The organism is Paenibacillus foliorum, assembly GCF_013141765.1.
Classification (GTDB): Bacteria; Bacillota; Bacilli; order Paenibacillales; family NBRC-103111; genus Paenibacillus_S; species Paenibacillus_S foliorum.
The window spans coordinates 25,446-44,244 of sequence record NZ_WHOD01000020.1; the positions used below are offsets into that span (position 1 = coordinate 25,446).

An 18,799-nucleotide genomic window follows, 5' to 3' on the forward strand; every position below is an offset into this window, starting at 1 on the left:
AGGGCTCTCTCTTCTTCTTCTTTACTCTTCATCTTCATTTTCTTCGTATCCATTAGGGACAACAACATAAGTATGCTCACTGGCCGTTACGGACCAATCCTCTTGTGCACTAAAGAGCTCGTTTAACAGGTTATCTATTTCCACGACGATCACTCCCTTTTTATTAAGCTACCATTGAAGAATAGACATTATCTATTAAACTAACCTTAATTTGTGGTTAGTATTCGATGACAATTCAAGGAAATCATCAGTGATAATTGGAGTAATCTGATATATTTCAGCGAGGAAAATTCAGCTGCTAACTTTCACCATTTTGGCTCAAGACCGAAATCAGCGCTTGGAGAAATCATCCGATTTCAGCTTCATATCCAGCTCATCGCTTGACAAGACTTCACGAACGGCATTGGCAGCATATAGATATTATTCGAAGCCACTGCCTACTCCAAAAACCTGCATCTATACAGCCTTTTGGAAGTTTTATTCGCGGTGTTCGTGAATTCATGTAAATGTGCATCTTTCTGTGCATTCTTGGCTTAATCGGACCCTTTTACATGAAAATGGCTGTACTTTCGCAGCTTTTCCACTCAATAGTAATTTCAGTAGAAAATAACTGCATGTTTGCATGATTTTGTGCAGGCTGATGATCGTGATAGAGCCAAGCGCCAATTTTGAGGTTGAGCCACCATTTCTTCATGTAATCTTCATGATTAATATGGATGGAGGTGGTATTATATATTTAGATTAAGTCTAAATATAAATTATTAGGTCCTTGCAGCTGAATAAATGGAGCTGTTCGATGACTTACGAGGAGGAGCTTATAATGAGCGAAGCATTAAACACTACTCTTAACCGGCAAATTGCCAACTGGTCGGTCCTGCATATCAAATTGCACAATTTCCATTGGTATGTGAAAGGCCATCAATTTTTTACATTGCATCTTAAGTTTGAGGAGTTGTATACGGAAGCAGCCCTCCATGTGGATGTGCTGGCGGAGCGCTTGCTGGCCTTGGGCGGGAGGCCAGTAGCCACCCTGCAGGGATACCTGGATGTGGCGTCGGTCCGTGATGCTGCAGGAAGTGAAACGGCAGAGCAGATGGTTGAAGTAATAGTCAACGACTTCCAGACGGTGATTAATGAATTGAAAGTCGGCATGAAGCTGGCGGCATCGTTGGAGGATGAGACGACAGGCGATTTGCTGCTCGGCATTCATGCCAGCCTTGAGAAGCATGTATGGATGTTGAATTCCTTTTTGGGGAAATGAATGGTAGCAAGAAATAGAGTAAGGGAATGTAACAAGGAATATAGCTAGGGAATAGTAGCGAGGAATATAGCTAGGGAATGATATACAAGCCGAAGCCTCCGGTTCTTTACCGGAAGGCTTCGGCTTGGTGTGCGATAAGCCCGGTTTTGAAGTCATGTGCCCTGCTTACCCACAGATCCAACCCTCCCCCCGCACATCATATAAATCACACATGAAGTGTGCCGCAAGACGAACTATAGAATGATAGGCTTGGATTTCATAACACGGTAACCAAATGGAAGCATGATGTCTAGTGACCAACTAATAACGGGAAATCCTCCTGCTAATTGTGCTCCATAAGCCTCGATTCATAGCTTAGATGGAAAACCTCATGTTAATATTCCACCTTCCCCTCTAGTTGGGGTTACATGTAGAATTAGAGGGAGGAAATCCATCTATATTCAATTTTATATCAATAATTTTAAAAATAGATGGATCTTTTCTAGTTATTTTATTGGGGGATGGTCACAAGAGGAGTGAAATCACTATACGATGGCGGATTAAAGTTTCTTTAGTTCATCTTACATACGGGAAAATAATTGCTTGCTCTAAACGATAAGGGTGCGGTAATGGAGATTTATTAGGCGAGAGGACAATTTAGTGTGGATTGGCCATCATTATCTCGTTAACTGTTCTGGTGCTGCTGCCCATTCTGGTGTGTTTTATTGTCATGCAAAAACATATTATTAAAGGTCTGGTTGGCGGGGCTATGAAAGAATAAAGGATAAAGAATACCAAGATAAAGGAGGCCGATTCATGATCAAACCGGTGAAAATTATATTGGATACTGACATAGGCCCGGATTGCGATGATGCTGCAGCACTCGCTATACTGCACGCTTTGGCACGCCGCGGAGAGGCTGAGATTCTGGGAATCACCCATTGTACCTCCAGCCCCTGGGGTGCAGGATGCATAGACGCGATCAACCGATATTACCGCCGATCTGATATTCGTGTTGGAACGCTGAAGGATCAGGGTTTTCTGGATGGTGAGCAGTATCATAAATACAACCGCCCTGTTTGCGAATCGCACCCCAATCAATACGGGGAAGGACAGGAGCCGGAGGATGCGGCCGTGCTGCTTCGGGAGCTTCTGGCGGCGGAGCCGGATGGCAGTGTCGTAATTGTTGCGATTGGTCCTTTGCGCAACCTGCGCCATCTTTTGCAATCCCAGCCTGACTCGTTATGCCCGTTGAGCGGAAGGGAGCTGGTTGCCCGGAAGGTTTCGGAGCTCGTTGTCATGGGAGGGGCGTTTCCTTCGGGGATGGAATGGAATTTTAAGATGGATGCTCCATCTGCGAGGTTTGTGGCGGAGCAATGGCCGACGCCGATCATGTTCAGCGGCTTTGAAATCGGACATGAAATCATGACGGGAGAGCGGCTATTTCTGGAAACTCCCGAGCACAATCCGGTGCGTCAATCGTATGAGTGGTATTTGGGACGCGAGGGAAGCCGAAACAGCTGGGATTTAACCGCTGTGCTGTATGGGGTTCGCGGGCTTACCGGGTACTGGGAGGCGAGTCCTGCCGGTTGTGTGGAAGTAAAAGTTGATGGGGAAAGCGAGTGGGTGGCATCGCCGGATAGGGGGCATCGTTATTTGATGCGGAGTATGGACTTACGGGAGCTGGAGAAGCTGTTGGAGGATTTGCTGGTTCAGTACCCGTAAAATGCTGGCTCCCGGACTGATACTTTAGAGGGCTGTTGAACATATTGCATTCAGAAAAAATATTGAACGGATCTGTCTCGTACGCGGGTAGATCTGTTTTTTGTTGTTCCACAGAAAATCGACTGTTATGGCAGGTGAGTGTCCGACATACCTGGTAGGGTAGTAGTTTAAAGGTAAGAGAATCCGAGTTTGGAAGTGGGCAAATAAGGAAAGAATGGCTCGTATCAGCGAAGTTTCTATTGAACCAAAATGACAGGGCCGAATTCAGGTGATTAGAATGTGGGCAAAGGTGATTTCCATTCTTCCGGATTGGGAGGTTTGGATGCAGGCTTTTATAGCCTTTATTATTCCGTACGGTATCTCAAGCTTGTTTAATCGGATCCGTACGTCAGAGAAAGAGTGATAGGCATGAGCGGGAAATCGCAATCGGACAGTTTCACTTTGGATCTGGAGTTGGTCAGGCAAGCCATCGGACATAACTCAGATGTGCACTTCAGGGAGTTTAACATAGGGAGGACGGACACGAGGGCGGCCCTCATTTTTGTTGAAGGACTGTCAGATAAAGAACTCATCGAAAAGCATATTTTGAAATCGTTGATGGCCTCCTTTCCGGACTCCCTTAATCAATCACAATTTTTGATAAATGGAAACGTTTCGAAAGAGTTTGTTATAAATAATATTCTGTCCATTAGTGAAATAGTAGAAGTCTGCACGATAGCGGATTTGATCCCGAAGGTGTTGGCTGGTTCAACTGCACTATTCATCGAAGGATATTCCAATGCGCTGCTTCTCAGTACAACGAAAGGAAAAACACGCAGTATTGAAGAGCCGGTTTCTGAGGCGCTGATTAGAGGTCCGCGGGTTGGGTTCACGGAATCCTTGAGCGATAATACAGCTCTTCTACGCAGACATGGGGAAAATGAGAGTCTAACGTTGATCAAATTTCAGGTGGGGAAGCGTGCCAGAAAAGAGCTTGTCGTTGCTTACCTTAATGATGTAGCTAACACGGAGCTAGTGGAAGAGGTAAAGAAAAGGATTGGAAAAATCGACATCGACGATGTACCGGAATCCGGCTATGTCGAGCAGCTCATTGAGGATAATTACCTTAGCCCTTTTCCGCAAGTACAAAGCACAGAGCGGCCCGACCGCGTCATCGCAGCATTGATGGAAGGGCGGGTAGCTGTCTTGCTGGATGGGACTCCGTTCGCCTTAATTGTTCCGGTTACGTTCAGTATGCTGCTGCAATCACCGGAAGATTATTATGAACGCTGGATTCCTAGTACGCTCATCCGTCTACTGCGCTTTGGGGCGGCACTTATTTCACTGCTGCTTCCTGCCTTGTATATTTCCTTTATCTCGTTTCATCCGGGTTTGATTCCGACCAAGCTGGTCATTTCTATTGTTCACACGCGGGAAGGTGTGCCGTTTCCTGCACTTATTGAGGCTCTTATCATGGAAATAGCTATCGAGATTTTAAGGGAAGCCGGGGTGCGCTTACCGAAGCCGATCGGTCCTGCGATGGGGATTGTAGGCGGTTTGATCATTGGTGAAGCGGCTGTTCAAGCAGGTATTGTCAGCCCAGTCTTGGTGATTGTAGTGGCGGTTACTGCTATCTCTTCCTTTGCCATTCCGCAATATAACGCCGGGCTAGCGCTTCGCATTCTTCGATTTGCGGCCATGTTCTCCTCCGCGGTGTTTGGCTTGTACGGAGTCGTTCTGTTCTTCATCCTGCTGTGCAGTCATTTGGTGAAGCTCAAGAGCTTTGGCGTACCCTATGCGAGTCCGGCTGTCCCTTATCGTTTAAATGATTGGAAAGATTTTATGCTTCGGATGCCGCTTATGATGATGAAGCGCCGGCCGAAAATGATGCATACGAAAGATCCCTTGAGAAAGGGATAGAATGAAAGGGGAGTAGAATCAGGATGAATAGCAACCCCTTAGACCGGATTACTACTCCGCAGGCAGCTGTTGTTCTTATCAACTATATGCTTGGAGCAGGGATATTCACATTGCCCCGAGCCGCTGTGGATGTGGTGAAAACGCCGGATGTATGGATATCCGTTATTATAGGTGGACTGCTTGCGATGCTGGCAGGGGTCATTATGGTGAAGCTGGCTCAGCAGCATCCCGGAAAAACCTTTTTTCAGTTCAGCCAGGACCTGGTTGGAAGATGGCTTGGTCGAGTTCTTAGCTTTATTGCTATTTGTTACTTTTTTACCATATCTGCCTATGAACTCAGAGCGATGGTGGAAGTAGCCAAGCTGTTTTTGTTGGAGGGCACTCCCGTTTGGGCTATTACGATGGCCTTTATGTGGGTGAGTCTTTACTTGATTATAGGCGGTATCAATCCGATGGCCCGGTTGTATGAGATCATTTTACCCATCACGGGCATTATCTTCTTGCTGGTTACCTTGATGAGCTTCGGCATATTTGAGTTGGATAATTTGCGTCCGGTCTTGGGAGAGGGGATTATGCCTGTTTTAAAGGGGGTAAAAACAACCGCTCTTACTTTTGCAGGAATTGAGATCATGTTAATCCTCTTGGTATTTATGAAAAATCCTGATAAAGCGGTAAAAGTCGTTTTGGTTGGAACGACGGTTCCTCTGATCTTTTACTTGTTTACTGTCGTGATGGTCATCGGCGGTTTATCGGTGGATGGTGTAATAACAAGAGCCTGGCCGACTCTTGACCTCGTAAGAAGCTTTGAGATCAAAGGTTTAATTTTTGAACGCTTTGAATCTTTGCTGCTCGTCATTTGGATTATGCAGATTTTTTCCACGTGTTCGCTTACTCATTATACGGCTGCTTTAGGACTGGCCCAGCTGTTCAAAAAGAAGATTCAGCCGTTTATGTTCGGGCTTGTACCGGTTATTTTCATCATTTCGATGTTCCCCAAAAATATTCTTGACTTATTCACGCTAGGGGATATGGTCAGCAATGCTGGCCTTTATTTATTTGGCTGCATGCCGCTGCTTCTTTTAATGCTCTCAAGATGGAAGAAGGGGAAATTTGGTGCATAAAGGCGATAATAAGCGATTGCTCTTGATTCCGCTGGCAGCTTCTCTGCTTCTATGTCTTACGGGATGCTGGAGCAGCAATGAGATTGAAGAGCTAAGTGTCTTCGTAGGTGTTGCTTTAGATAAAGGGAAGGAATTGAAGGTTGAAAAAGATTTGAATAAACAAGGACATGGCAGTGCCGAAAAAAACTTGATTACATCGACCGTACAAATTGTTAACCCTCAAGCTGCAGCGCCGGTGAGTGGCCACGAAGGGACGGCGAAGCAGGAGAAATACACGAATTTGTCTGAAAAAGGAGATTCGGCCTTTGAGATGATACGTGAGCTTTCATTGAGGACAGATCGTCCGCTCATTGGCCATCACCTGAAAGTCGTGGTTATCGGAGAGGAGCTTGCGCGCGCGCAGAGCTTGGAGAAATTGCTTGATTTTTTTATCCGGGATAATGATATTAGGCCGAGCTGCATTGCATTAATAAGCACTGGCTTGGCCCGGGATACGCTGGAATCCAAGGGAGCAGCCGAAATTCCATCGTTTCGTTTGTTTGGGATGATAGACAACCAGTATCGGACGACCCGAATTTTACCTCCAATGTCGTTTGCAAGGCTGCAGGGGAAGATGCAATCCGGCTCCAGCTTTCTAGTGCAGAATGTAACCTCGACCGATAAAGAAGTGAAATTTGCCGGGGCTGCCATAATCCAAGGAAAGACCAAGAAATTGCTTGGTTTTTTGAATGAGGAAGAACTAGAAGGGATAACCTGGATAACTGGAAAAGGAAAAGGTGGTTTAGTAAAAAGCTATGATGAAAAGACTGGCCAGCTCATCACCTATGAAATATTGGGGATGACCAGCAGGATCACCCCCCATATTGAGGGCAATGACATCTCTTTCCATGTCAATATCGAATCGGATGGACGACTGATGGAGAGCTCGCTGGATTCAGGGAATCCTTTTAAAGAGGAGTTTCTAAAAAAAGCGGAAAAAATTTCAGAAGCCCAAGTGAAGCAATTGATGAATCATGTGTTGAAAAAAATGCAGGGCGAATACCAAGTCGATGTTGCAGGATTTGGCAACCGGCTGCGGATAGACCATCCCAAAGTATGGAAGCAGGTCAAAGACAACTGGGATCAAACCTTTAGCGAGGCTCCAGTCACAATCGATGTGAAGTTGTCCATTAAAGAATTCGGAGCGTCAGGGGGCTTCATTAAGAGATAAGCAGCGGCTATCAGGCAAACCTAGAATAAGGCGGGAACTTCCTCGATACAATCCTCCGAATCATTCTTTACACTGCCGACTGTGCTTGATACGGGATAAGCAGCCATCTCACGGTCATCATATGGCTTCAGAAGCGACATTAGCTGTCCGACATCTTGATTGCTGCGATTCAGCCAGGTCTGTTCGTCCTCGGGACGCAGAATCACAGGCATTCTATTGTGAATCGGTTCCACTAACCGGTTCGGTGCGGTTGTAATGATGGTGCAAGTGCTGAGCTTAGTGCCGTCATCGCTTATCCAGGTATCATACAATCCGGCCATGCTGAATATATGGTGGTCTTTCATCACGATACGCATAGGCTGCTTGGCTGTGCCCTCTTTTTTCCATTCGTAGAACCCGTCAGCAGGAATCAAGCAGCGCTTCCGATGAATAAGATTTTTGAAGGCCGGTTTTTCTACCAGCGTTTCAGAGCGGGCATTGATCATGGAAGCGGCCGATTTCGCATCTTTGGCCCACGAAGGAACCAGTCCCCATCGAAGCTCTCCGATCCGGTTATGCTCCCCATCATGTATGATCGCCATTACCTGCTGCATGGGGGCTATATTATACCTTGGCATGTTATATTTGAGGGTGGGCAGCTCCAGATGAAACCTTAGCATGAGTTCCTCAATTGTTACTGTAACCGTATACCTTCCGCACATGGAACACCCCTCCTTTTACTTTAGTATAAGTCAAACATGCGGCTATCCGCTACCTGTCAGGCCAGAGACGGCCAATCGATCCAAGTTGCCCCCAGTTATCTGCCATTCCGTCATTCCACCATTCCATCCTTGCCATTTGTTCCGGTAATCATGCTAAAATGAAGATGAGTTAATCATGCTGCAGTAAAAGAAGAGGGAGCGTGAACAAGGTTGGCTGTAGGTGATATCCGTATGAAACCTGATTTTCACGTTCGAAGTTTTGTCGCTACCAAAGATACAGATTGGGCGGATGCCGGGTTTCATCAGCACCGGACTTTGGAAATCAGCATTTTGCTGGAGGGTAGAGGCGTATTCGAATGGAGCGGGAGCAAACTTAATTTGGAAGCGGGTCAAGTCATTATCGTTCCCCCTGTTTTGCTGCACCGGTTCGAAGGGAAGCAGAGAAACCGCTACGGCGTCATGCATTTGGAGCAAATACCGCCTCGAATCATGGAACATTTAGCTGATTTTGAAAGCGGATCCATGCCCAAAGTTATTGCCCTGTCCCGTCTCGACAAGGAACGGTTCGAATGGTTATTCCGCGAGTTTTTGCGTATTCTGGCTAGCCCGTTAAAGAAAAAAATAAGGACGTACATCGCTTGGGTCGAAGTGATCGTTCTGTTTCTGCTGGAGCACTCGCAAACCGATCAGCATGCTTTAACCGTCACCAAAGCGGCGGACTATATCCGGGAAAATTTGCGTCAAGGGGTGCAGATTGGGGACTTGGCCACGCTGGCTGGCCTGACTGAAGCGGGGTTTCGCCGGTTATTCGAAGAGATATACGATATGAGCCCTAAGCAGTACTTGCAGCAATGCCGAATGGCGGAGGCCAAGTGGCTGCTTAGCTCTTCCAATAAAGAGTTAAATGAAATTGCCGAGCAAATCGGATTTGTCCGATTGCATTCTTTTTCCTTATGGTTCAAAAAAGTCGAAGGTATGCCGCCATCGGAATGGCGCAAAATGCAGCAAAGAAAGACGGATGAATTCTCAGGATAAGCATAATGACGTTTTGTGTAAATTGTGTTTCGATTTCAATAAATACAAGCAAGCCCAAATCGATTATTCTTCTAATGTACCCCAAAATAAAGGGAAAGCATGCAAAGGCTTGCACCTTAAATAGGTGGGAGGGAGAATACACGATGAGAAAAGGAATTAATCAGTGGTGCTTTCCCAAAGGCACTCCGCTTGAGAAAATTTTTGAAACGAGCAGCCAAGCGGGCTTTGATGAAGTTGAACTGAACCTGTACGCGCCGGGAGGCGTCGGCCTGACCATGGACACAAGTGAGGAAGAAGCGAGAGCTATTGGGCGGTTGGCTCAACATTACGGCTTAACTCTTAGCACTCTTTCTTCTGAGCTGTTAGGCCAATATCCGCTGTCTTCGCCGGAGCCGGAAGTTCGCGAACTGGGCGTTAAAGCAATGCTAAAGCAAATTGAAATTGCTGTATGGCTTGGCATGGACACCATTCTTGTCGTGCCCGGCAGGGTGAACGACCAGGTCGCGTATGAGCAATGCTACGAACGCAGCCGGACAGAGCTTTCCAAACTGCTGCCTGCGTTAGAAGCCGGGAACATCCATATGGGTATCGAAAATGTATGGAATAAATTTATGTGGTCTCCACTGGAAATGGCCAAGTACATTGATGACTTCGGGTCACCTTTGGTATGCGCTTATTTTGATGTAGGCAATACGCTGTTGTTCGGTTTGCCACAGCAATGGATCCGAATTCTCGGCCATCGGATCCGCAAGGTGCATGTCAAAGATTTCAAGTCAGCCGTAGGCAACGGCAACGGTTTCGTTCCACTGCTTGCAGGTGACGTCGATTGGAAGGAAGTACGCTTAGCACTGAATGAGATCGGCTATAACGATGTATTGACGGCCGAGTTGACGGCCTACGCGAGTGCGCCGGATCAGCTCGTATTTGATACAGCAAGGCACATTGGCGTAATCATGGGCGATAAGCCGCATTAAAGTACAGGCCAAACGGTTCGGTAATTTGTTGATTGACTCATATTATTTATAGATGACATTCGAGGGAGTGCAATGAATTATGGTGAAAATTGCATTTATCGGTGCGGGCGGTATTGCCGCGCATCATATGAAATCGCTTACTGTTAATCCGAAGGTAGAGATTGTTGGGATCTGCGATGTGGTTCGTGAACATGCACAAAAAATGGCCGATCTTAACGGCGGTCAAGCGTATACCGATTATGAAGCTATGCTGGACCGGGAGAAGCCGGATGGATTGATCGTCTGTGTCCCGCCGTTTGCTCACGGTCAAGTGGAGGAGGCGGCAGCAAGCCGAGGTATACATATGTTGGTCGAAAAGCCTGTCGGACTGGATATGGATACGGTAAGGAAAAAAGCGGAAGTTCTGCGGGAAGCCGGAGTCATCGTTGGCACCGGGTATTGTTTGCGCTATCTTGAGGCAATGAATAAAGCGAAGGAGTATTTGCAAGATAAGCAAATTGCTATGGTTCGCGCCCTGCGTTCCGGCGGAATGCCGGAAATGCCATGGTGGGGAATTATGGATAAATCCGGCGGACAGCTGGTCGAAATGACCACGCATAACGTCGATATGATGCGCTGTCTGGCCGGAGATATTACGAAGGTATCGGCAGATATGAATTTGCTTGTCATGAAGGATACGCCGGGTGTGGACGTCCCCGATGTCACCTCCGCGAGCTTCGTCTTTGCCAGCGGGGCCGTAGGCCATATCGACACGACATTTTTCCCGCAGCCGGTTGGCCGCTCGATCCTGGAGGTGATGGGTCCCAATTACCTCTTGACCATAGAGGGTAAGACATTGACTATCATCGAAGGTAAACAAACGATCGTTTACAAAGGTGATGACGATTACAGCAAGGCCCAGGATGATGCGTTTATCGAAGCGATCGATACAGGCAACCGCAGTTTGATCAAAGCCGACTACAGCGAGGGTGTCAAAACGCTGGAAGTCACGCTGGCTGCGAATTCGTCGGCTGCTTCAGGCCAATCCGTATATCTGGCTTAGGTTTTATAGCAGCTTCCGAGTTTTGAAGGGTGGCGGGCCTGTCAAGATAGCCCGTTGCCGCTTAATGCCTTTCTCTGTCCTATCCTATCCCGAACCGCAATCGGGATGGGATTTTTTTATGACCGGGGGCTTTGTTAGAAAATGTATATAAATTCCACTTGCATAAGAACGGGCTGTTCGGTATATAATAAAAATACGAACATCAGTTCCTAATTTGAGGTGGTTTTGTATGAGCATTGATTTACAAAAGCATGTGGGCTGTATGGTGGAGATTATCTATGTGGACCGCTACGGTAAGTTCTCCAAACGGTTAATTAAGCTTCGTTCGCTTAGCAATGAACATGCCGTTGCTTATTGTTATGAGCGGAAAGCGCCGCGTCTATTCAAAATAAGCTGTATTCTGGCCGTTGCGCCCACAGAAAAGTCTGTTATATGAATGGAACGCAGAGCTGCGGAAGCGCGGTATCAAGAGTCAGTATTTGAGGATTATTTTAACGGATGGTGGATGATGACCGATGGGAAGCAAACAACAGCGAGTGATCTTTTTAGCGGATTGTCAGAGCTTTTATGCAAGCGTAGAGAAAGCAGCTCACCCTGAGTACAAGGATAAGCCGCTTGTAGTCGCCGGTGATCCCGCTAGACGCTCCGGAATTATTTTAGCGGCTTGTCCTATTGCAAAGGACTATGGCGTGACTACCGCGGAGCGGCTTGGGGAATCACTCTCCAAGTGTCCTGAGCTGATCATTGTCAAGCCAAGGATGCAAATGTACATCGACGTTTCGCTTAGGATCACAGAAATCTATGAATCCTTCACGGATCTGGTTGAACCCTTCAGCATTGACGAGCAGTTTTTGGACGTAACAAACTCTGTAGGGATGTTTGGTTCGCCTACTGAAATGGCCAAACAGATCCAAACTCAAATTAAACTCGCCACAGGCGTCTTTTCCCGAGTGGGAATTTCATCAACAAAGATGCTCGCAAAGATGGCCTGTGACAATTTTGCAAAGAAGAACGCAGAGGGCATTTATATGATGCCCAAAGAAACTATATCAGAAGACCTTTGGAAGCAGCCGATTGAAAAGATGTTCGGGGTAGGGAGCCGGATGAAAAAGCACTTCTTCCAGCTTGGGATACACAGCATTGGGGATCTGGCCCAAACCCCTTTACCGAGGCTGAGAAGCTTGTTGAAGGCAAAATTCGGAAAAAATGCTGATATTCATGCAGACCTGCTTTGGCAAACGGCCAATGGTATTGATGATAGCCGGGTAACCCCGAGCACGCATCGTGTGGCACCCAAATCTATAGGTCATATGATGACTCTGCCACGAGATTACGTTACAGGGGAAGAGATCGATACGATACTCTTGGAATTAACTGAGGAAATATGCAGGGATGCACGACGTAAACGATATATGGGTTCAACCGTGACGGTAGGATGTATGTGCAGTCCTTTCGATGCCCCCACAGGCTTCTCCAGGCAAATGACAATGCCGGATCCTACGAACAACACCGATACCGTTTATAAAGCAGCTCGCTCTTTATTCTATCGGTTCTGGGATGGTATGCCCGTTCGACGGGCAGGGGTGACTATAAGCGGTCTCGTCAAGGACGAAGAGTACCAACTAACCATGTTTGATAATCAAGAGAGGCAGAGAGCATTAGAGAAGGCGACTGACTACATCAAGGACCGATTCGGTAGTGCAGCAATTATCAGGGCTTCGTCTGCTGGGATAGCAGGGCAGGCACAGCACCGATCTCTCAAGATAGGAGGGCACTATAAATGAGTAAAAAGCTCGAAGGCAACGGACGTTGGGAGTCGTCAAGAATGATGCTGCCGCAGCATAAGGAGGCTTTGATAAACCGACAAAACCCAGAGCCAGAATCAAAGCCAGTGCAAAAACCAACTGCTGAAGAACATGAGATGATACTGAATTCAATCCTTCTACCGATGATGCTAACAATGGTGGAGAGGAATGGGAAAGAATTCGAGGTATCAGCGAACATGCTGAAAAGATATTATGTAGCAGCCACCCAAATTCTCATGCAAAGGATTCATTCGGAAATAGTTAAGAACAGGAATGAGTTGAAGGCAAGGAAAATAAAGGTGTTTGAAGATGCGCGTCCGGATGATGATCTGCACTATAAATATCTGTGCCGCGGATACGAGTATCCGTTTGCGATCATGAGAGATGTAGTGAAATCCAGGATTAGCATTATGATGGGGGAGTTCGTAAAGGCTTTACTTAATGAAATGAGGGAGCGGCCCGACATGTCCCATTAAGTTATTTAACGCAAACATAGCTTAGCCATAAGTGATGCCGGTCCCTGCTTGATTCTAGGCGGGGACTCATTGACACTGTTCACAGGTAAGATGGGTATGAGGCATTGAACATAACTTTTCACGTTAGGTTCACATCTTCTTTTTCTCGGAGTGTTATTTAGTACTTGGGGCTTGCTAATTGATATCTTCTGTATCATAATAGGTAGTCTAGAAATTGATGCAGGGAGATCTGATTGAAAAATGGCAACCACGACTTTAGATGAGGAACAGAAGCAAGAATTGGAACAAATAGAAATTTGGAAGTGTAAGCAGCCTGAGTGCAAAGCATGGACACGTAAGGAATTTATTAAGGAAGAATTGCCTGATTGTCCTTTATGTAAAAATCCGATGGTACGGAGCTATAAGCATGTGCCGGTTGTAAATAAAAAAGGTAACAAAAAGTTTCTTGTAGGCAAGGGACGCGCTTAAAAACAATATAGCAGGAATTATAGGGAAGGGCTGCCGTGACGCAGCTTTTTTTGTCATATATGAAAATTTGAAATTTTTACGTACTGAGGCGTTGTAGGGTACTATAACTTATAAGCCTTAACCCAAGCGTCAAGAAACTTGAGCTTTCGGTCAAAATAGCTGTCGTCTTGCCAAGCGCCCCAGATGGCGCTGTTCCCCGTATGCAGCCCCATCAACCATATTTGCCTTACTGCTACGAAGATTGGAATCGCTTCGAGATCAGACTCTTTTAGAGGACGTTCCTTCACATACGCATCGAGAAAAGCATCCCAGCATTCATCCTTAAATTCCTCCTGCTTAGTGCGGGATTCGACTCGGCACCATAGAAAAACAGAGAGATCATAGGAGCGCCATCCCTTGCCACAGCAGTCTAGATCGAAATGTGTCAGTGTTTCGGCATCTGTGTAATGAACGTTCCAGCCATGTAAATCTCCGTGACAAGCTCCCCAATCGAGGGTATCTTCAGGAAATGCATCGAGATAGCCCTTTAAACGGCTGGACACTTCCTGTACAAATGCATAATCATCCGGGCGATGCCGCAAAAAAGGGAGGGTGTGCTGAACAGGTTCGTCAAGCAGATGCTTCGTATCGAGCAAAAAACGACTGTGAAGCGGCACGTACTCGTCTGCAGCACGGTGCAGGAGGGCGATTGATCGTCCATACATTCGACTCGTATCCGTATCGACTTTCGTCTTTCCTTGGGCGAATGTGAACAATACCGCGTACCGCAATCCCTCCGGCGCTTCCAGCTCTGTCAGCCACGCGCCGTCAAGTCGTGGAATCGGTATTGAAACTGGAATATTACGGCGATGCAAATGGACCAGGAAATCCAGTTCATAGAGGATATCCGATTCCGAGCGCCATTGATGTTTATAGATGCGTAGAACGAATGACTCTCGATCTGTTTCGACTATGTAGGTATCGTTGAGGCCGTTTAAAACAAATCGGCTTGAGATGGGAGTCCCTATGTCGTAGAGCTTAGCGATGATGTTGAATAGCTCCTCTTTTCGGAACACGGTATGCAGAGCAGGAATATGGACCATGGTTGTATCTTCCTTTCAGCCACTAAAGGGGTAGTGCATCGTTATCCTATCTCATATGGAATAAAAAGGGAATGTAAATGATGGCTATATTAGAATAGGCAGGAAGTAAGCTGCAATCCATTAAGGCTGAGATCGGGTCGTCTGAGATTGGGGTAGGGGGAATCCAGTATGTTAAAGGTGACTGCCTTTATCCGATAAAATAAACAAAATGGCCGCATAGCAGGCATTATTCATTCCATGATTTTGGTTTCACTTTGATATTCTGGCGCAAATCTATTTTCTGCCACCATTTTCGCTGACGCTTATTCTCTTGGTAGGTTCTTAGCTGCTGCATGATGAGTTTGGCGCGGTCTTCATCTTGGTACTTTACTCGTAGTTCATTGTAGAAGTTATTGGTCTCCATGGTATCACCTGCTGTTATATTTTTGATTTGCAACGCAAATCATCCCAGATCCAGAACGTTAGTTCCTATCATATAATATACAACAAGGATCGCGCAATGTAAAAATGGTAATGTTCAAGCAAATTGTGCTGCCGTTTCGCATTAATAGGAGGCATCATTGCCTTAAGAGAGGTGAGGGATATTGACAGTTCACCCTGCATAGGGGTGGCTAGTCAAGGTTGCACTGCTCAATCCACAGGGTGCGCTTCGTTCTCATTCCTGCTAGTGCCGACTCGGCGACAGAACACTCCGTTTGGAGCTGGCTCACAATGATGCGTATCTGATGAATCGCCTTGAGAACTTGATCTTGAGCTTTTTGGATTCGACCTTGGACGACCCAATCGGTAATCAGTCCATCGAACCAATAATCGGCCATCTTCAGCAGTCCGCTTATTTCAATTTCAATGTCCACGCTTCGCTTCAAATCAGCCAGCTCATCGCGGAAATTCAGCAACAGACGGTTTGCATTATGAATATACTGTTTCGCATCATCCACATGGTTGTGTTTCAGATGTGTACTGATAGTACCGCCGCCCAGCATGTCCCACTTCCCCCAATTTTCCGCTTTCTCCAGACTTGCAGAAGCATCCTCCAGGGAAGTCAGCACACGCCGTCCGGCGGTCAATGCTTCAAGGAGTTCTTTGACAAGAACGGTCTGATCCGAGATCTGCCCATCCATCTCTGCCAGCAGGTTAGCGGAGGATGAAGATTCGCTGCGCAGGACGGATTCTATCTCAGCCATGAGCTTCTCGTACTCATGCTCTGCGTTGCGGTAGTCCGTGAGATCGTTGCCGACTTGTTCCAAGCCAGCTTCCAGGTCCGTGAGCACCTGCTTCGCCTCCTGCAGCTTGAGTGCGGCAGCCAGCGCTTGCTGACGCTCCATCTCCAGCTGTTCTTCTTTGCTGCGAAGAATCGTGTGAAACAGGTTCGCAAGAGACATCCGCGTCAATTTGTCCACATCCAATTGCTCCGATTCCAATTGCAGCTCGAGCTGTATGATGAGCCGCTCCTGCTTGCGAGATTCTTTCAGCAGCTCCTCTTTTCGGCGTTCCGCCTTGTGAAGGCGGAATTTCCGTTCCTTCGCATCCATTAATCGGTAGTGCAATGAGTCTGGCATGGGGAATCCTCCATTTTCTTTTTTTGTAAATAGCCTTATTTTCATTACGCAAGCTTTGCATTTCGGTTTCTTATAGTTAAATTACAAATAGACTAGCCCGAAAAATGTGCTTGACTTAGAGTTTACTCTAACCGATACAATACCATTATCAGGTATCCAGTTGGAGGAGAATGGCTTATGTTAAACACACGTGTCGTTGTAACCCAGTATGGAGGTTCGGAAGTTCTTAATACAATAGTGGAGCCGCTTCGTATGCCGCAAAAGGGAGAACTCCGCATTAAGGTTCAGAGTGCTGGAGTCGCTCTTGCTGATATTATGAGAAGAGAGGGCGTATATCCGCTATCGCCAACGCCTCCGTTCACACCGGGATATGATATTGTTGGAGTTGTGGACGAATTGGGAGAAGGGATGCGACAGTATTCCAAAGGGGAGCGGGTCGGTGCCTTTTTTGATGGCACAGGCGGTTATTCAGCGTATGTGTATGCAACGCCGAAGGATATATTCCCTGTCCCTGAGTCTATCGATGCCGCGCAAGCTGTTGCGGTTATTCTCAACTATGTAACAGCTTATCAAATGCTTCACCGTATTGCCAAGGTTTCCGAGGGGGAGAACATTCTGATCCATGGAGCAAGTGGTGGTGTAGGATCCGCGCTGCTAGAGCTTGGAAAGCTGGCAAATGTAAATATGTTCGGCACAGCCTCCTTAGGCAAGCACTCTAGCGTTTCACAATTTGGAGCAACGCCGATCGACTATCGAAATGACGATTTTGTCCAAGTGCTCGATCGTTTGGTGCCTGAAGGAATGGATGCAGTGTTTGATCCAGTAGGGGGAGCGAATTGGCAGCGATCCTTTCAAACCTTAGGTAAGAAGGGGCGGTTTGTCGGTTACGGCTACACCTCTGTTTTGGGAAATGCGAATCGCGATAATTGGGTGAACGATTGGTCTGTTTTATCGGAGACTAAACAAACGGATAAAGGAAACCCTGCTTTTTTATATAGTATTACAGCTTTAAGAAAAGAGAATCCAGATTGGTTCAGGGAGGATGTGGGTCTACTCTTCTCGTTGTTGGAGCAAGGGAAAATAAATCCAGCGATTTCTCACCGAATTCCGTTGTCTGAAGCGGCATATGCGCAGCAGCTGCTTGAAAAATCGTTATCTATTGGGAAGGTTGTTCTTATTGGTTTATAAAAAGGAAGGAGGAATCCCTCATGTACTCAATCGGAGAAGCATCGAAGCTGACGGGGATTACGGCATTTACTCTTAGATATTACGAAAAGATAGGCGTTCTTCCTGAGCCTAGTCGTCAAGACGGAATACGACGTTATGACGATCAGGATCTCGTATTTATTAGGTTCATTCACGGACTAAAGCAGACGGGGATGAGCTTGGAGAGCATTGTAGCTTTTACAAAGGACGGTTGTATTCTCTCCCTTAACGATCAGGATATAGACATTAGCGGCTCGCTACAGGACAGAATCAATATGCTTGCCGAGCATGTCGATCAATTGGAGCAGCAAATCAAGCATCTGGAAACGGTAAAGGCGATTGCACAGGAAAAAAGCCTATTCTATTCGAATATGTTGAAAGAGCAAGCATTCAAGAAGGTCAAACCAAATGTTAACCATTAAAAGGAGGAGAGTTGAATGAACTTAGGACTTGCCGGTAAAATAGCTATTGTCACAGGGGCAAGTGCAGGGATTGGATTTGCCTGCTCTAAAGCACTGTTCGAGGAGGGGGCATCTGTCGTAATGGTTGCGCGGGATGCTGACCGCATGCAGCAAGCTGCTGCAGCAATTTGTGAGGGATATCCTGCTGGGGATCCTTCACGTATCGTCACAGTGAATGGCGATATGCGCGAGGTGGAGACGGTTAAGCAAGTGGTATCCACTGCGTTGGAACGTTTTGGCCGCATTGATATATTAATTAATAATGCAGGGTCAGCGAGGGCTGGTTCGTTTTTCGAGCTGCCGGAGGAAGCATTTATGGATGCATGGAGCTTGAAGCTGCTTGGATACATTCGTATGGTAAAGGAAGCAGCGCCCCATATGATTCAACAGCGTGATGGCCGCATCGTCAACATTGTTGGTGGGGCAGGGCGTACACCGAACCCAACGTTCCTTGCAGGCAGTACGGCCAACGCGGCTCTGCTCAACTTCACAAGAGGGGTCTCGAAGGAATTAGCTAAATCTAATGTAAGAATTAACGCGATTTCACCTGGGGTGACTGCTACAGAGCGGGCGGAGAGGTTGGCCGAGCAGCATGCAGAGGCTAAGGGAGTTACCATCGATACCCAAAAAGCGGAGATGAATTCAGCTATTCCGCTCGGACACATGGTAGATCCGGCTGAGATTGCGGCGATGGCGCTCCTGCTCGTTTCCAATCGAGTACCTTCGATTACAGGTACGGAAATTGTTATTGACGGCGGACAGCAGCCCGGTGTTTAAAATGATTGACAGCTAAAC

General features: G+C 46.8%; 21 protein-coding genes. 16 read left to right on the forward strand and 5 right to left on the reverse strand.

Annotation, left to right across the window (positions count from 1 at the left end; all coding sequences use genetic code 11):
* Positions 1-21: 21 nt before the first annotated feature.
* Entirely contained in the window at positions 22-144 is a 123-nt protein-coding gene (locus tag GC093_RS36290; protein WP_281365159.1) for a hypothetical protein, read from the reverse strand.
* A gap of 676 nt (positions 145-820) precedes the next feature.
* Between GC093_RS36290 and GC093_RS05545 the strand changes: the two genes are divergently transcribed.
* From GC093_RS05545 to GC093_RS05565, 6 genes are all read left to right on the forward strand, one after another.
* Positions 821-1,261 (forward strand): Dps family protein, encoded by a 441-nt coding sequence (locus GC093_RS05545; RefSeq protein WP_171650876.1) that lies wholly within the window; start codon positions 821-823, stop codon positions 1,259-1,261.
* Positions 1,262-2,056: 795 nt separating this feature from the next.
* On the forward strand, positions 2,057-2,965 hold the full coding sequence (locus GC093_RS05550; RefSeq protein WP_171650877.1) for a nucleoside hydrolase: 909 nt from the start codon (positions 2,057-2,059) through the stop codon (positions 2,963-2,965).
* 277 nt (positions 2,966-3,242) lie between these two features.
* A complete protein-coding gene (locus GC093_RS36295; RefSeq protein ID WP_281365160.1) occupies positions 3,243-3,368 on the forward strand; it encodes a hypothetical protein in 126 nt (41 codons plus the stop codon).
* 5 nt (positions 3,369-3,373) lie between these two features.
* Positions 3,374-4,864 carry a spore germination protein gene (locus GC093_RS05555; protein ID WP_171650878.1) on the forward strand — a complete coding sequence of 497 codons (1,491 nt, stop codon included), beginning with the start codon at positions 3,374-3,376 and terminating at the stop codon, positions 4,862-4,864.
* A 23-nt stretch (positions 4,865-4,887) separates the two neighbouring features.
* Positions 4,888-5,985 carry a spore germination protein gene (locus tag GC093_RS05560; RefSeq protein WP_171650879.1) on the forward strand — a complete coding sequence of 366 codons (1,098 nt, stop codon included), beginning with the start codon at positions 4,888-4,890 and terminating at the stop codon, positions 5,983-5,985.
* On the forward strand, positions 5,975-7,195 hold the full coding sequence (locus tag GC093_RS05565) for a Ger(x)C family spore germination protein (protein ID WP_171650880.1): 1,221 nt from the start codon (positions 5,975-5,977) through the stop codon (positions 7,193-7,195). The genes GC093_RS05560 and GC093_RS05565 overlap by 11 nt, the downstream gene beginning before the upstream one ends.
* Positions 7,196-7,215: 20 nt before the next feature.
* On the opposite strand, the gene GC093_RS05570 is transcribed toward GC093_RS05565, so the two are convergent.
* Complete coding sequence (locus GC093_RS05570) at positions 7,216-7,896, reverse strand: SOS response-associated peptidase (protein WP_171650881.1); 681 nt, start codon at positions 7,894-7,896, stop codon at positions 7,216-7,218.
* Positions 7,897-8,127: 231 nt separating this feature from the next.
* Here GC093_RS05570 and GC093_RS05575 point away from each other — a divergent pair, with 231 nt between their 5' ends.
* The 7 genes from GC093_RS05575 to GC093_RS05605 all read left to right on the forward strand — a co-directional run bounded on the left by GC093_RS05575 (position 8,128) and on the right by GC093_RS05605 (position 13,696).
* Positions 8,128-8,931 carry a helix-turn-helix domain-containing protein gene (locus GC093_RS05575; protein WP_171650882.1) on the forward strand — a complete coding sequence of 268 codons (804 nt, stop codon included), beginning with the start codon at positions 8,128-8,130 and terminating at the stop codon, positions 8,929-8,931.
* 143 nt (positions 8,932-9,074) lie between these two features.
* Positions 9,075-9,905, forward strand: coding sequence for a sugar phosphate isomerase/epimerase family protein (locus GC093_RS05580; RefSeq protein ID WP_171650883.1), 831 nt, complete (start codon positions 9,075-9,077; stop codon positions 9,903-9,905).
* A 79-nt stretch (positions 9,906-9,984) separates the two neighbouring features.
* Positions 9,985-10,947, forward strand: a complete 963-nt coding sequence (locus tag GC093_RS05585; protein ID WP_171650884.1) for a Gfo/Idh/MocA family protein — start codon at positions 9,985-9,987, stop codon at positions 10,945-10,947.
* Between the two features lie 229 nt (positions 10,948-11,176).
* Positions 11,177-11,383, forward strand: coding sequence for a WYL domain-containing protein (locus GC093_RS05590; protein WP_171650885.1), 207 nt, complete (start codon positions 11,177-11,179; stop codon positions 11,381-11,383).
* 79 nt (positions 11,384-11,462) lie between these two features.
* The gene (locus GC093_RS05595; protein WP_171650886.1) at positions 11,463-12,731 is read left to right on the forward strand and encodes a DNA polymerase IV; all 1,269 of its coding nucleotides are present in this window, start codon (positions 11,463-11,465) and stop codon (positions 12,729-12,731) included.
* Positions 12,728-13,228, forward strand: a complete 501-nt coding sequence (locus GC093_RS05600) for a YhjD family protein (protein WP_171650887.1) — start codon at positions 12,728-12,730, stop codon at positions 13,226-13,228. The genes GC093_RS05595 and GC093_RS05600 overlap by 4 nt, the downstream gene beginning before the upstream one ends.
* A gap of 240 nt (positions 13,229-13,468) precedes the next feature.
* The gene (locus tag GC093_RS05605) at positions 13,469-13,696 is read left to right on the forward strand and encodes a cold-inducible protein YdjO-related protein (RefSeq protein ID WP_171650888.1); all 228 of its coding nucleotides are present in this window, start codon (positions 13,469-13,471) and stop codon (positions 13,694-13,696) included.
* 101 nt (positions 13,697-13,797) lie between these two features.
* Here the strand turns inward: GC093_RS05605 and GC093_RS05610 are convergent, their stop codons facing one another.
* The 3 genes from GC093_RS05610 to GC093_RS05620 all read right to left on the reverse strand — a co-directional run bounded on the left by GC093_RS05610 (position 13,798) and on the right by GC093_RS05620 (position 16,337).
* Positions 13,798-14,778 (reverse strand): phosphotransferase, encoded by a 981-nt coding sequence (locus tag GC093_RS05610; protein ID WP_171650889.1) that lies wholly within the window; start codon positions 14,776-14,778, stop codon positions 13,798-13,800.
* 226 nt (positions 14,779-15,004) lie between these two features.
* On the reverse strand, positions 15,005-15,214 hold the full coding sequence (locus tag GC093_RS05615; RefSeq protein ID WP_171650890.1) for a hypothetical protein: 210 nt from the start codon (positions 15,212-15,214) through the stop codon (positions 15,005-15,007).
* 175 nt (positions 15,215-15,389) lie between these two features.
* Positions 15,390-16,337, reverse strand: coding sequence for a hypothetical protein (locus GC093_RS05620; RefSeq protein ID WP_171650891.1), 948 nt, complete (start codon positions 16,335-16,337; stop codon positions 15,390-15,392).
* Between the two features lie 177 nt (positions 16,338-16,514).
* On the opposite strand from GC093_RS05620, the gene GC093_RS05625 reads away from it, so the two are divergent.
* The 3 genes from GC093_RS05625 to GC093_RS05635 are packed head-to-tail and all read left to right on the forward strand — an operon-like array spanning position 16,515 to position 18,781.
* The gene (locus tag GC093_RS05625) at positions 16,515-17,525 is read left to right on the forward strand and encodes a medium chain dehydrogenase/reductase family protein (RefSeq protein ID WP_171650892.1); all 1,011 of its coding nucleotides are present in this window, start codon (positions 16,515-16,517) and stop codon (positions 17,523-17,525) included.
* Positions 17,526-17,545: 20 nt separating this feature from the next.
* Positions 17,546-17,965: a MerR family transcriptional regulator gene (locus tag GC093_RS05630; RefSeq protein ID WP_171650893.1), complete on the forward strand. Its 420-nt coding sequence runs from the start codon at positions 17,546-17,548 to the stop codon at positions 17,963-17,965.
* Between the two features lie 15 nt (positions 17,966-17,980).
* Positions 17,981-18,781, forward strand: coding sequence for an SDR family NAD(P)-dependent oxidoreductase (locus tag GC093_RS05635; RefSeq protein ID WP_171650894.1), 801 nt, complete (start codon positions 17,981-17,983; stop codon positions 18,779-18,781).
* Positions 18,782-18,799 lie beyond the last annotated feature (18 nt).

Coding starts and splice junctions, on each gene's coding strand:
- GC093_RS05545 (WP_171650876.1), top strand. CDS start 821: ATGAGCGAAGCATTAAACACTACTCTTAACCGGCAAATTGCCAACTGG.
- GC093_RS05550 (WP_171650877.1), top strand. CDS start 2,057: ATGATCAAACCGGTGAAAATTATATTGGATACTGACATAGGCCCGGAT.
- GC093_RS36295 (WP_281365160.1), top strand. CDS start 3,243: ATGTGGGCAAAGGTGATTTCCATTCTTCCGGATTGGGAGGTTTGGATG.
- GC093_RS05555 (WP_171650878.1), top strand. CDS start 3,374: ATGAGCGGGAAATCGCAATCGGACAGTTTCACTTTGGATCTGGAGTTG.
- GC093_RS05560 (WP_171650879.1), top strand. CDS start 4,888: ATGAATAGCAACCCCTTAGACCGGATTACTACTCCGCAGGCAGCTGTT.
- GC093_RS05570 (WP_171650881.1), bottom strand. CDS start 7,896: ATGTGCGGAAGGTATACGGTTACAGTAACAATTGAGGAACTCATGCTA.
- GC093_RS05575 (WP_171650882.1), top strand. CDS start 8,128: ATGAAACCTGATTTTCACGTTCGAAGTTTTGTCGCTACCAAAGATACA.
- GC093_RS05580 (WP_171650883.1), top strand. CDS start 9,075: ATGAGAAAAGGAATTAATCAGTGGTGCTTTCCCAAAGGCACTCCGCTT.
- GC093_RS05585 (WP_171650884.1), top strand. CDS start 9,985: ATGGTGAAAATTGCATTTATCGGTGCGGGCGGTATTGCCGCGCATCAT.
- GC093_RS05590 (WP_171650885.1), top strand. CDS start 11,177: ATGAGCATTGATTTACAAAAGCATGTGGGCTGTATGGTGGAGATTATC.
- GC093_RS05595 (WP_171650886.1), top strand. CDS start 11,463: ATGGGAAGCAAACAACAGCGAGTGATCTTTTTAGCGGATTGTCAGAGC.
- GC093_RS05600 (WP_171650887.1), top strand. CDS start 12,728: ATGAGTAAAAAGCTCGAAGGCAACGGACGTTGGGAGTCGTCAAGAATG.
- GC093_RS05605 (WP_171650888.1), top strand. CDS start 13,469: ATGGCAACCACGACTTTAGATGAGGAACAGAAGCAAGAATTGGAACAA.
- GC093_RS05610 (WP_171650889.1), bottom strand. CDS start 14,778: ATGGTCCATATTCCTGCTCTGCATACCGTGTTCCGAAAAGAGGAGCTA.
- GC093_RS05620 (WP_171650891.1), bottom strand. CDS start 16,337: ATGCCAGACTCATTGCACTACCGATTAATGGATGCGAAGGAACGGAAA.
- GC093_RS05625 (WP_171650892.1), top strand. CDS start 16,515: ATGTTAAACACACGTGTCGTTGTAACCCAGTATGGAGGTTCGGAAGTT.
- GC093_RS05630 (WP_171650893.1), top strand. CDS start 17,546: ATGTACTCAATCGGAGAAGCATCGAAGCTGACGGGGATTACGGCATTT.
- GC093_RS05635 (WP_171650894.1), top strand. CDS start 17,981: ATGAACTTAGGACTTGCCGGTAAAATAGCTATTGTCACAGGGGCAAGT.